The sequence below is a fragment of the Enterococcus mundtii genome, assembly GCF_002947535.1.
In the GTDB taxonomy this organism is placed as follows: Bacteria; Bacillota; Bacilli; order Lactobacillales; family Enterococcaceae; genus Enterococcus_B; species Enterococcus_B mundtii_B.
The window spans coordinates 41,194-53,629 of sequence record NZ_PUAP01000026.1; the positions used below are offsets into that span (position 1 = coordinate 41,194).

The window sequence follows — 12,436 nt, forward strand, 5'->3', positions numbered from 1 at the left end:
ATAGGACTTAAGTTGTAACTTTCTCTCATTCTTAGGATGATTTTTCCTGACGAGTGAATAAAACTGAAGAAATGACTGATGTTATCGGTAAAACAAGGATTGCTGCACTTGTTGTGATCACTACAGTTACATACTCCAAAACGAAGGTTTTTTCGTTGATCAACTGAGCAAAAGACAATTCTAGATCGATAAACCATAAAATCAGTGCCAAACAATTTCCCATGAAAGCAAACACCAATGTTGTCACTGTAGTAGCTAAAATTTTTCTGCCGATCCGCATACTCGATTTTACTAATTCACGATACGTTTGTAATGGATCTGTAAGATATACTTCATACGTCGCACTAGCGATCGACACACTTGCATCTAACACGGCCCCACTGACACTGATCAATAAAATCGCTCGTGTCAATGCGAAAAAATCCAAAGGTACATGCAAATCAAACCCTGTCAGCTCATCTAATTCAATCCTTGTAAATCCTTGGACCGCTAGTTCAGAAAGAACCGGCGTCACTAATAAGAAAATAACTAGAAATAATAAAACACTTATAAAAGCTGCTTTCATCTTGAGATTATAACCATTGACAAAAAACAACGTCACACTAGTGATCAATAAAAAGATCACGATGGCACTTGGCAATATTGGCAAACGAAAATGATACAGGACCAATAGAAGGAAAAACAACAATACGTTGATGAACAGACCTAAGATCGTATACAGTCCATTTTTTCCACCAACCAATAAAATCAATAGCACTAAGAGAAGCGCTAAGAGCAAAAGTACATTCATCAAATCGCCCTCCGATACTTCAAATGACCTAAATAGCATAAAAGTGTAATAGGAATCGAAAGGACAATACCTAGACTTCCACTGATCACCCTTAGCAATTCCAACGAGAGATGTAACTCAACCGCATCTCTCAAAGGCCAACCATTGTTAAAGTAAACAAGTAACATCGGGATCGTCCCACTGACGTATACGAATAGTAAGATATTCGTCATGGAACCAATCACATCTTGTCCCACCATTTGACCAGACTGCCATAATCGTTTCATTGTTAGTTTCGGTTGTTTACTCACCAACTCATCCAAAGTAGTCGTGACTGTGACAACTGTATCCAACACGCCACCAGTCATCCCTACTAATAAACTAGCTAAAAAAACGGAACGATAGGGGCGAGTCAAGTAACTCATTTCTTCATAGCGTAATCCTTGATCATTCAAATAATCCATTGCCAACAAACAAATTAGAAAGGCTACCCCTACACTTGAAATAGTTGCAACGATTTTTACCAACCCACCTTGTTGCCACCCATCTAAGGCGACAACGCAAATGATCGTTCCTATTAACACAAAAAGGACACTCGTCATCACTAATGATATTCCTTGGGTCTGCGTGAATCCCTGAAGAAGTAAAATCAATAATAAGAGATTGAGTCCGACACTGATCAAAGTGAATATGCCTGCTTTACCGCCTACGAATAAGAGCGCACAGATAAATAAACTTGTAAAAAGGAATAACCAGCCGTCATTCTTTTTGCTGAGTATCTGCCATTCATCCCCGATTTTTCGTACGAGATAAAGTTGATTCGTCTTAGCTTTTGCATGTTCGATCTGATTTTCTTGGTGCGGAATAAACAGAATGAGTTCTGTTCCTTTCGCTTGCGTATTCATTAATTCTCCTTTGATTACTTGTTGTTCATTTTCTAGCGATACTTGCTGTACTTGCATGATCGGTTCTTCGTACCATTCTGTCGTATTTTGGATTACCCAAGCTACCACAAAACAACTACAAAGAATCAAACATTTGATCAATAACTGATTTTTTTTGTACATACGCCTTCCTTTCAGAGGTTGTGAAAGAAGCGGTCAGCACTAAGGCATAAGGCAGAAAAATCGAAAATGGCTTTTTCATTTTTGATTTTTTTAACTTATGTCCGAAGTGTTGCTTCTTGAACACCGTTTATCTAGGTTGTGAAAGAAGTGCTCAGCTCCAAGAAATAAGAGTGAAGAACCGAAAATTGATCTTCAAATTTTTGGGGGTTCACGCTTATTTCCGAAGGAGCTACTTCTTGAACACCGTTTATCTAGGTTGTAAAAGAAGCGACTTGACCTGAGCAGTAAGATAGAAAATTGAAAAATAGTTTTTCATATTTTACAATTTTTTAGCTTAGTGTTGAAGGTCAGCTTCTTGAACACCGTTTATTCATTTCAGAAGAAATCGAATGTCTAATGTACCTGAAAATGGATAACAACAAGCAACTAAACATCTCAACATTCCAAATAATTGTTTATTACTCAATTTAAAAGCCCACCTCCAAAAATATGGCTCTATTTTCGGAGGTGGGCTTTTATTTCTCGGAAAGCCTGATCAGTATTTGATAAAAACCAGCTTGAGATTTTTATCAATGATTAGGCTATTCGTTATGGTTTGTATTCAGCTCAGTGATTTTACCTGTAGCTAGATACACGATCCATTCACAGATATTCGTTACGTAGTCACCGATTCGTTCTAAATAGCTTGCTACGTTGACATAGTCCGTTCCACTGATAACAGTTTCGGGATTTGATTGCATGTTCTTGATCGTTGCATTGTAGATGCGGTTGAATGATTCGTTGACGCGATGATCCATGTTTGCAATGGTACGAGCATCTTTTTCATCTGTTTTTACGTAAGCAACTAAGACGTTGTCCACCATTTTCTTGACGTAATCAGACATATCAGAGATTTCTTTTTCGATTTCAGGAATTCTTGTTTCTCCTTTAAGACGAATCGTTGATTTGGCGATCGATACTGCATGATCAGCCATACGCTCTAAATCTGAACTAGCTTTCATTACGGTGATGATCGTCCGTAGATCGGTAGTCACCGGTTGCTGTAAAGCGATCATTTCAAAGCTCTTTTTCTCTAATCGTGTTTCCATATCATTGATCGTAATGTCATTTTCAATTACTTCTTTTGCAAGAACTTTGTCGTGTTTTGTATAAGAGCGCACTGATTTATGCACGGCATTACTGACCATCATTCCCATTTCGTAAAATTGATTATGAAGGTTCAATAATTCTTCTTCAAATTGTGTTCGTAACATCCTCTTTCCCCCTTATCCGAATCGTCCTGAGATATAATCTTCCGTTTCTTTTTTATCTGGATTCATAAATATTTTTTTCGTATTGTTGAACTCGATCAAATTGCCGTCTAAAAAGAAAGCTGTTTTGTCTGAAATACGTGATGCTTGTGACATATTGTGGGTCACGATGATCATTGTATAGCGTTCTCTTAACTCTAATAACATACTTTCTATTTTACCAGTAGAGACTGGATCTAAGGCACTTGTTGGCTCATCTAGCAAAATAATGTCTGGATTGACTGCCAAAACTCGGGCGATACACACCCGCTGCTGTTGTCCACCTGATAAAGACAACGCACTTTTATGCAACTTATCTTTGACATCTTCCCAAACGGATGCTGCTTTCAAGCTTTCTTCTACTACTTGGTCTAACACTTTTTTATCTTTTTCACCTTTGATTTTCAACCCATAAATGACATTCTCATAGATTGAAAATGGAAAAGGATTTGGTTGTTGGAACACCATGCCGATTTCTTTACGTAGTCCAACGATATCCGTTTTAGGACTGTAGATATCATTGCCTTTATAAACGACACTACCAGTGATCGTCACGCCAGGGATCAAATCATTCATACGGTTCAATGAACGTAAATAAGTAGATTTCCCGCAACCAGATGGTCCGATCATCGCAGTGATCTCGCCTTTGTTGAAACTTAGATCAATGCCTTTCAAGGCTTCTTTTTCCCCATAATACAGATGAAGATCTTTTGATGAGATAATTTCTTTTGTCATAGCAAGTCCTCCGTCTTAACCAAAATGACCGGACACATAGTCTTCAGTTGCCTGAATCTTAGGTCTAGTAAATATTTTATTCGTCTTGTCATACTCGATCACATTTCCAAGATAGAAGAAAGCAGTGTAATCACTGATTCGGGCAGCTTGTTGCATATTGTGAGTCACAATAATGATCGTATAATCTTCTTTTAAGTTGACTAACGTTTCTTCTACAGTCCCTGTTGAAATCGGGTCTAACGCACTCGCTGGTTCATCAAGCAATAAAATATCTGGTTTCATCGCGATTGCACGGGCGATACATAGACGTTGCTGTTGTCCACCGGATAGTGCCAAGGCACTTTTGTGTAGACTATCTTTTACTTGATCCCATAACGCCGCTTGTTTCAAACTAGTTTCTACGATCTCATCTAGTTTTTGTTTGTTTTTCTCACCATGTTGTTTCAAGGCAAACGTAATATTGTCATAGATCGATTTACTAAATGGATTTGGACGTTGGAACACCATTCCGATTCGTTTGCGCATTTCGTAAACGTCGATTTGTGGTGCATTGACATTGACGTCTTTATACATGATTTGACCTGTGATCTTCGTGTTTGCAATCCCATCGTTCATTCGATTCAATGAACGAAGATATGTGGATTTTCCACATCCTGAAGGGCCGATCAAAGCAGTGATCTTATTTTTCTCAAACTCAAGATCTACTCCTTTGATGGCTTCATTATCGCCATACCATACGTGTAAATCATCTGTATATAGAGCGACATCTTTCTCAGCGCCCATTTTGATGATATTGGTTTCATTCATATTATATTCTTTCATTCTGCTTCTTCTCCTTAAGCTGAAGTCATTTTACGGTGCAGACGTTTCCCAATTGCTCGAGCACCAAAGTTGAATAGTAACACAGCGATGATCAATACCGCAGAAGCTCCTGCTGAAACGGAAACGCCGTCTGGCATCGTTCCTTCTGTATTGATTTTCCAGATGTGGACAGCTAGTGTTTCAGCTTGTCGGAAGATACCGATCGGGCTGGAAATGCTAAATGGATTCCAGTTAGTAAAATCTAAGGCTGGCGCACTTTGACCAGCTGTATAGATCAATGCTGCGGCTTCCCCGAAAATACGACCAGAACTCAAGATGACCCCTGTCAATATACCCGGTGTCGCTTCAGGAACGACGACACGAAGCACTGTTTCCCAACGAGACAATCCTAAAGCTAAACCAGCTTCACGTTGTGTGTAATGAACAGCTTGTAAAGATTCTTCGACCGTTCGAGTCAATAAAGGTAGATTGAATACCGTTAATGCTAAGGCACCTGAAATGATCGAGAATCCATATTGGAATTGGATAACGAAAACCAAGAAACCAAATAGACCGACGACAACAGAAGGTAATGAGCTAAGGATCTCGATTGATGTGCGGATCACGTCTGTCAACCAGTTTTTACCTGCATATTCAGACAAGTAGATTCCTGCACCCAGTGAAATCGGAAAACTGATGATCATCGTGATGATCAGTAAATAGATGGAGTTGAATAATTGGATCCCGATCCCGCCACCTTCTTGATACGCTTTTGACGGTTCAGTCAAGAATGACCAAGAGATGTGTGGGATACCGCGAACTAAAATGTAAAGAAGCAACGCAGCGAGAATCAGGACGATAATGCCTGAAATCACATATAAGATACCTGTTGCTATTTTATCAGAACGTTTTGCATTCATTATTTCAATTCTCCCTTCTTACCGATCAAGCGGATAACGATATTAAAGAATAATGACATCAAGAGTAAGATCAAGGCTAGTGACCATAGAACATTATTTTCAACGGTACCCATGATCGTATTTCCGATACCCATCGTCAAGATCGATGTTAACGTAGCTGCCGGTGTGGTAAAGCCAGTTGGCATCAATGCCGCATTACCGATAACCATTTGGATCGCTAAGGCTTCACCAAAGGCACGAGCCATCCCGAAGACGATTGCTGTCAAGATTCCTGGGATTGCTGCGCGTAAAACGACTTTATACGTGGTTTGCCATCTCGTTGCTCCTAACGCAAGAGATGCTTCACGATAATGTCTTGGTACAGCTTTTAACGCATCGACTGTCATCGTCGTAACCGTTGGTAAGATCATTACGAACAACACAAATGTTCCGGCTAAAATACCAAAACCAGTTCCGCCAAAAATGCCACGAATAAACGGAACGATGACGGATAGACCGATAAAACCATAAACAACTGAAGGAATACCTACAAGCAGTTCAATGACTGGTTGTAAAATCTTTGTTCCGTTTTTCGGAGAGATTTCTGTCATAAAAACGGCTGCGCCGATCGCAAACGGCGTTGCAATGATCGCAGATAAAAAAGTGACGATAAATGATCCCGCAATCATTGGTAGAGCCCCAACCATTGGTTTTCCATCCGGTCCTAAGGCACTCGGATTCCAATTTGTTCCAAACAAGAAATCGAAAATATTGATTTTATCAACAAAAAAGGTCGCTAACCCTTTGCTGGCAACAAAATAAAATATTGCTAAAACAACCACTACAATCAATGCAATACACAAAAAGCTGATAAACTTTCCACGTTGTTCCATTTTCGAGCGCTTGGATTTAGTTACTAGTGCTTTTTTTACATCTTCCACAGATGATTCCTCCTTGGTCCTTTAACATACCTATACAGTCTACTAAGCGAATATCAATTTGATTTTAATAACATGTAAATTTTTTGCTAACTTTGTAAATTTTGTGTAAAGATGGTTAATTCACCACATTACCTTCCCAATCTCGTTCAACTTTCATACTTGATACTGGAATATAGCCTAAATCACCAACAATATTATTTTGTACTTCATCTGATAAGATATAAGCTAAAAAGTCTTTCGTTAATTGACTTGTCTCTTTTCGCGTGTACATATGTTCATATGCCCAAATCGTCCAGTCATTTGTTGTGACATTCTCATCTGTTGGTTCGACACCATCGATTTTCAATGTATCAACATCTTTTGATACATAAGAAAAAGCAACATAGCTGATTGCTCCCGGTGTATCTGCGACGATTTGACGGACCATTCCACTAGAATCCTGTTCTTGGGAACGGATCGCTGTTTCACCATCTAAGACCCATTTTTCAAAAGTAGCTCTAGTCCCACTTCCTGCTGCACGGTTCAAGATCACGATCGGTTGATCTTTCCCACCTAATTGTTTCCAGTTCGTTAGTTCGCCAGTAAATACTTTTTTCAAGTCTTCCATTGAAATGTTATCGATCCCAACTTCTTTGTTGACTATTGGTGTAATGCCGACTACTGCTACTCGGTGGTCGATCAGTGCGGAGGCATCGATCCCTGATTTCTCTTCTGCAAACAAGTCGGAATTACCGATCTCAACAGCTCCTGATTGGACTTGTGATAAACCTGTACCACTTCCGCCACCTTGTACGTTGATAAACTTGCCGGGATTTTCTGACTGATACGTCTCAGCAACCGTTTCAACTAAAGGTTGTAAAGCGGATGATCCTACCGCTGTGATCGATTCTCCTTGGTCGACCAGGTTTGAACACCCAGACATTGTTATAATTAGTGCGAACATTGGTATTAATAATCGTAATTTTTTCATTAGAAATCTCCTTCAATCCTAAAGTATATCCATTTTAACATTTTCACTATTACTTGAAAATCAATTGATTTTATTAAATAACATATAATCTAATTTAATTTAAAAAAATACTATCTCAATAAATTTTTCTATGCTATACTGGCATTGAAATGTGTCTCTATACCAAGCAAGCATTAACTTATTTCTTGCTTTCCCCAAAAAACAAGAAATACCCCAAAAGTTAATTCCCGCTCTTGCGAGACGCTTTCTCCATTTCTTGTAATAAGACTACAGAAATGGCCCCGATAGAAAAGGACATGAAAATCTACTCTTATGAGTGTATTTCATGTCCTTTTTTGTTCAGTTTTTTACAAGAGCGGTGAAACAAGCCGAGCTAATCCTTCTTTTAGCTTGATCAGCCAGCCCCTTCCCTCGTAACGTTCTTTTGTCAAACGTTCAGAAACTTTTGCATCTTCAAAAAAAGCACCGCGAACTTGAGTTGCGATTCGTTCATCATAGATCAAAGTATTGACCTCAAAATCCAAACGGAAAGAACGCACATCGATATTCGCTGACCCCACAGAAACGATTCCGCTATCAATGATCATTGTTTTGGCGTGGATGAAGCCATTCTCATATGTTTCGATGATAGCGCCATATTCGATCAATTCAGCAGCAAAAGAATACGTTGCCCAATAGACTAATGGATGATCTGGTTTATTTGGGATCTGCAAATGGACCTTCACACCGGATAATAGCGCCAATTTCAAAGCTTCATGGATGGATTCATCCGGAATGTAATAAGGCGTTTGGATCAAGATCTCCCTCTTAGCAAGTGAGATCATTTTAAGATAGGTCATCTTGATTTGTTCATGTTCTGAGTCTGGTCCACTCGTCACGACCTGTAAAGCAATCTCACCGGTGGATGCAATACTTGGGAAAAAACGGGCCGCATAGTGTACTTCTTTTGTATGTTGAGAATTCCAATCCATTAAGAAGCGATTTTGTAACGCATAGACGCCTTCACCATAGATACGCAAATGATTGTCCCGCCAATAACCAAATTTTTGCACGAGACCCAAATACTCATTACCAACATTGAAGCCACCCGTATAACCGATTTTCCCATCGATCACTACGATCTTTCGGTGATTCCGATAATTGATACGAGGGTTCAGATAAGGAACAAAAAGTGGGAAAAAGAAAGCAACTTCTCCACCAGCTTCTTTTAATTCATGGAAAAACTTGGTTGAGACTTCCGTTGATCCCCACGCATCCAGTAAAACTCTTACTTCCACTCCTCTGCGGGCGGCAGAAGTCAATGCTTCGCATACTTCGACCCCTGAGCTATCGCTACGATAAATGTAATACTGTAGATGGATGTGATCGGTTGCCCGTTCAATGTCCTCGATCAAGCGATCAAACTTCTCTCTTCCATCCGTGAACAACGTGACATCATTGCCTGTGGTATATAGTGTGCTTTCTCCAACTGTTAGCATATAAATCAGCTGTTTGACATCCACTTGTCCAGTCGGAGGATGTGGGTATAATCCCCGCATCAATGCCTGTCGATCCTCTTCGATCTCCAAGTTCTTACCGATCTTTCCTTGAATCTTCAAATCAAAAATCTTATCTTTTGAAATCCCACGTCCAAAGAAAATGTAAAGGAAAAAACCTAGGATCGGGATAAAAGTCAGTACAAGTAACCATGCCCATGTTTGAGCAGTTTCTTTTCTTTCGGTAAAAACGATCACTAAAGATAATAATGTATTCGTAAGCAGTAAGATCGTCGAAAAATTGTCAAAAATAATATCCATTGCCTCACCTCTTATCCGGCTATCCTCCTTAGGATAGCGAAGTTGTTTTTTAAAGTAAAGAAAAACCACTGATTTGTCTATTAGAAAAACAGACTTTCTAAGAATACTATAGATAGAGAGGAAAGAGTAAGTTTATTTTTCTATAAAATAGATTTTTCGAGAATAAAATTTTGTACAAAAAAACCAGCAGGGTTGCTCCCGCTGGTCTGCTTCATGTCTTTGATTAAAATTTCAAAAATCTTCTCATTGAAATAATCGAACCCAATGAACCAATGATGACACCAATACCTGCCATCAATACGTCGATTTTCCAAACGATATCCTGTGGCTGTATCAATGAGTAATTTGAGCGCAACAAGGTTGGATTGAGCAAGCTGTAGACTTCCCGATACCCAAATGTGAAGATCAATACAGGAATAATGGCTCCGATCAAACCGATCCAACCGCCTTCAAGGAAGAACGGCCAACGGATATAGCCATTTTTAGCACCTACTAAACGCATGATCTGGATTTCTCTTTGACGAGAAATGATCGTGATACGAATTGTATTTGAGATCAAGAACATAGCAACGAACAATAGTAAGGCAGCAGCTGCTAACCCCCATGTACGTACTGCCGCAGCAATATCGAAGATTCGGTCAGAGGAAGTGCCTCCATAATCTGAACGGAAAACATTTTTCAATTTCGCTGCTTCTTCAGAAACTTCTTTTGTATAAGAAGGTTGTGTCGTGGTTACAACGTATACATCGTATAACGGATTGCCGTCTCCCTCAAATAAACTCCAAGAATCACCCATTTGGTCTTGGATTTTCTTTAATTCCTGGTCTTTACTTGAGAATTCAACTTTGTTGACATGATCAAGCTCATTCAATTCTTTTTCGAGCGTTTCCATATCTTTTTCACTTGTTCCGATATCAACGAACACAGAAACATCTACGTTACCTTCGATATCTTCGGCTAATTTAGTTGCATTCATGATGATTGCCATAAATACACCGACCAAAGTCAATGTGATCGTTACCGCACTGATCGATGCGATGGTCATCCAACCGTTTCGTTTTAAACTTTTGATACTTTCTAATAAATGGCGGAAAAAGGTTCTAATCATCGTATCCATATTCCCCTTCCGCTTGGTCACGAATGATCCGGCCATTTTCAATGGCGATTACTCGGTGACGAATTGTGTTAACGATCGTACTGTTATGTGTAGCCATAACAACAGTCGTTCCTTGTGCATTGATCCGATCCAATAACTTCATGATCTCCCATGAATTTTCTGGGTCTAAGTTTCCTGTCGGTTCATCTGCAATCAATACTTTTGGTGTATTCACGATCGCTCGGGCAATCGAAACACGCTGTTGTTCCCCACCTGATAATTCACTTGGGAAAACACGCACTTTGTGTTTCAAGCCAACTAGATCTAGGACTTCCATGACACGTTTTTTTATGTCACGAGGTTTTCTACCGATGACTTGCATCGCATACGCGACATTTTCATATACTGTTTTTCGTGGTAACAATTTATAGTCTTGGAAAACTACTCCAATTTCTCTACGTAAATAAGGTACTTCACGATCCTTGATATTTATCAGATCATGGCCAGCAACATTCAACGTTCCTTTCGTTGCTTTTTCTTCTCGGTACATCAACTTGATGAATGTAGATTTACCAGCACCAGATGGTCCTACTACATAGACAAACTCTCCTTGGTCAATGACGATCGAGAGATTTCGGATAGCTGTGGTACCATTTGAGTACTTCTTCATTACATCCTTCATTTCAATCATGGCGTTCTCTCCATATCTTTTCAGTCTTTAGTCATTATAGCATGGGAATGTTTCAGCTTGCTTTCGAAATCTTACAATTTTATTTCAATTTCCTACTAATGTGAACATGCATTACATGTGCATTTTTAAATAGCCGTCAATGAATGGGTCTAACTCGCCATCCATCACTGCTTGGACGTTTCCTGTCTCCACATTGGTCCGGTGATCTTTGACCATTGAATAAGGATGGAAAACATAAGAACGGATCTGAGATCCCCAACCGATTTCCATTTGTTCCCCACGGAGTGCAGCTGCTTCTTGTTCTTTCTTTTCAACTTCCAATTGATAAAGTTTTGCTTTCAGCATACCCATCGCTTGTTCACGGTTTTTTAATTGTGAGCGTTGTGCCTGACTGGCAACGACTGTTCCTGTCGGCAAATGCGTGATCCTTACAGCAGACTCTGTTTTATTGATGTGCTGTCCACCTGCTCCACTTGCTCGGTAAGTATCGATCTTCAAATCATCTGGATTGACCTCGATGTCGATCATGTCGTCTAATTCCGGCATGACATCGACCGAACAAAATGACGTATGTCGGCGTTTTGCCGAGTCAAAAGGCGAGATCCGAACAAGACGATGAACGCCTTTTTCTGATTTCAAATAGCCATAGGCATTATGTCCTTTGATCAATAATGTCACACTTTTGATACCAGCTTCGTCACCAGCTTGATAGTCTAGCATTTCCACTTGATAATTGTGTTGTTCTGACCAACGGGTGTACATTCGTAACAACATACTTCCCCAATCTTGAGATTCTGTCCCACCAGCACCTGGATGAAGCTCGACGATGGCGTTATTGCGGTCATAAGGTCCATCTAGTAACATGGCTAATTCGTAAGTCGTCATCTTTTCTGCTAAAGCACTGATTCGCTCTTGTGCTTCTTCTTGCATTTGCGCATCTGGCTCTTCTTGTAACATTTCCACCATCAATTCTAATTCTTCTAGCTCTTGCGCGAGTTCATTGAACTGATCATAGGTTTCTTTGTTTGCATTATTTTCATTGATCACTTTTTGTGCAGTTTCACTATCATCCCAAAAACCTGGCTCAGCCATTTTTGCTTCTGCTTCAGCAATGTCTTCTTCCAGCTGATCTAAGTCAAAGAGACCCCCTAAAACTTGTGACTTTCTCTTGCATTTCGGTTAGGAGGTTTCGAATTTCAGAAATTTCCATTTCGATTTCCTTCTTTCTGTCTAATCTTCATTGTTTAGTCTACCAGAATCTTGAACGAACAGAAAGAATAAGATGCGACTACGCTCACTTCTTTACCTTTTTCATTCCGATCTTAATGGTAGTAATTTTCCTGTATGGCAAAAGGAACCTCTTCGGAAATAAGGTGGAATCC

General features: G+C 39.6%; 12 protein-coding genes. All 12 read right to left on the bottom strand.

The annotated features are described in order from the left end of the window. Positions 1-31: 31 nt before the first annotated feature. On the bottom strand, positions 32-790 hold the full coding sequence (locus tag CUS89_RS08060) for a YibE/F family protein (protein WP_104871723.1): 759 nt from the start codon (positions 788-790) through the stop codon (positions 32-34). Beyond that, a complete protein-coding gene (locus CUS89_RS08065; protein ID WP_104871724.1) occupies positions 790-1,836 on the bottom strand; it encodes a YibE/F family protein in 1,047 nt (348 codons plus the stop codon). The genes CUS89_RS08060 and CUS89_RS08065 overlap by 1 nt, the downstream gene beginning before the upstream one ends. Positions 1,837-2,417: 581 nt before the next feature. Further along, on the bottom strand, positions 2,418-3,089 hold the full coding sequence (gene phoU / locus CUS89_RS08070) for a phosphate signaling complex protein PhoU (RefSeq protein ID WP_104871725.1): 672 nt from the start codon (positions 3,087-3,089) through the stop codon (positions 2,418-2,420). A 12-nt stretch (positions 3,090-3,101) separates the two neighbouring features. Beyond that, a complete protein-coding gene (gene pstB, locus CUS89_RS08075) occupies positions 3,102-3,860 on the bottom strand; it encodes a phosphate ABC transporter ATP-binding protein PstB (RefSeq protein ID WP_104871726.1) in 759 nt (252 codons plus the stop codon). A gap of 15 nt (positions 3,861-3,875) precedes the next feature. Then, complete coding sequence (gene pstB, locus CUS89_RS08080; protein ID WP_104871727.1) at positions 3,876-4,682, bottom strand: phosphate ABC transporter ATP-binding protein PstB; 807 nt, start codon at positions 4,680-4,682, stop codon at positions 3,876-3,878. Between the two features lie 14 nt (positions 4,683-4,696). Next, positions 4,697-5,581, bottom strand: a complete 885-nt coding sequence (gene pstA, locus CUS89_RS08085) for a phosphate ABC transporter permease PstA (protein ID WP_104871728.1) — start codon at positions 5,579-5,581, stop codon at positions 4,697-4,699. Further along, a complete protein-coding gene (pstC, locus tag CUS89_RS08090; RefSeq protein ID WP_019722973.1) occupies positions 5,581-6,501 on the bottom strand; it encodes a phosphate ABC transporter permease subunit PstC in 921 nt (306 codons plus the stop codon). The genes pstA and pstC overlap by 1 nt, the downstream gene beginning before the upstream one ends. A 115-nt stretch (positions 6,502-6,616) precedes the next feature. Continuing rightward, positions 6,617-7,471, bottom strand: coding sequence for a phosphate ABC transporter substrate-binding protein PstS (locus CUS89_RS08095; RefSeq protein WP_019722974.1), 855 nt, complete (start codon positions 7,469-7,471; stop codon positions 6,617-6,619). A 347-nt stretch (positions 7,472-7,818) separates the two neighbouring features. After that, the gene (cls, locus tag CUS89_RS08100; RefSeq protein ID WP_104871729.1) at positions 7,819-9,267 is read right to left on the bottom strand and encodes a cardiolipin synthase; all 1,449 of its coding nucleotides are present in this window, start codon (positions 9,265-9,267) and stop codon (positions 7,819-7,821) included. Positions 9,268-9,490: 223 nt separating this feature from the next. Further along, complete coding sequence (gene ftsX / locus CUS89_RS08105) at positions 9,491-10,375, bottom strand: permease-like cell division protein FtsX (RefSeq protein WP_308726859.1); 885 nt, start codon at positions 10,373-10,375, stop codon at positions 9,491-9,493. Then, on the bottom strand, positions 10,368-11,054 hold the full coding sequence (gene ftsE, locus CUS89_RS08110) for a cell division ATP-binding protein FtsE (protein WP_010734913.1): 687 nt from the start codon (positions 11,052-11,054) through the stop codon (positions 10,368-10,370). The genes ftsX and ftsE overlap by 8 nt, the downstream gene beginning before the upstream one ends. Before the next feature lie 111 nt (positions 11,055-11,165). Further along, positions 11,166-12,264, bottom strand: a protein-coding gene (prfB, locus tag CUS89_RS08115) for a peptide chain release factor 2 (protein ID WP_181055336.1) whose coding sequence is annotated in 2 segments (ribosomal slippage) — positions 11,166-12,191 and positions 12,193-12,264 — 1,098 coding nt in all. Because the reading frame shifts where the segments join, the coding sequence is not laid out codon by codon here. Positions 12,265-12,436: the final 172 nt, after the last annotated feature.

Coding starts and splice junctions, on each gene's coding strand:
- CUS89_RS08060 (WP_104871723.1), bottom strand. CDS start 790: ATGAATGTACTTTTGCTCTTAGCGCTTCTCTTAGTGCTATTGATTTTA.
- CUS89_RS08065 (WP_104871724.1), bottom strand. CDS start 1,836: ATGTACAAAAAAAATCAGTTATTGATCAAATGTTTGATTCTTTGTAGT.
- phoU (WP_104871725.1), bottom strand. CDS start 3,089: ATGTTACGAACACAATTTGAAGAAGAATTATTGAACCTTCATAATCAA.
- pstB (WP_104871726.1), bottom strand. CDS start 3,860: ATGACAAAAGAAATTATCTCATCAAAAGATCTTCATCTGTATTATGGG.
- pstB (WP_104871727.1), bottom strand. CDS start 4,682: ATGAAAGAATATAATATGAATGAAACCAATATCATCAAAATGGGCGCT.
- pstA (WP_104871728.1), bottom strand. CDS start 5,581: ATGAATGCAAAACGTTCTGATAAAATAGCAACAGGTATCTTATATGTG.
- CUS89_RS08095 (WP_019722974.1), bottom strand. CDS start 7,471: ATGAAAAAATTACGATTATTAATACCAATGTTCGCACTAATTATAACA.
- cls (WP_104871729.1), bottom strand. CDS start 9,267: ATGGATATTATTTTTGACAATTTTTCGACGATCTTACTGCTTACGAAT.
- ftsX (WP_308726859.1), bottom strand. CDS start 10,375: ATGATTAGAACCTTTTTCCGCCATTTATTAGAAAGTATCAAAAGTTTA.
- ftsE (WP_010734913.1), bottom strand. CDS start 11,054: ATGATTGAAATGAAGGATGTAATGAAGAAGTACTCAAATGGTACCACA.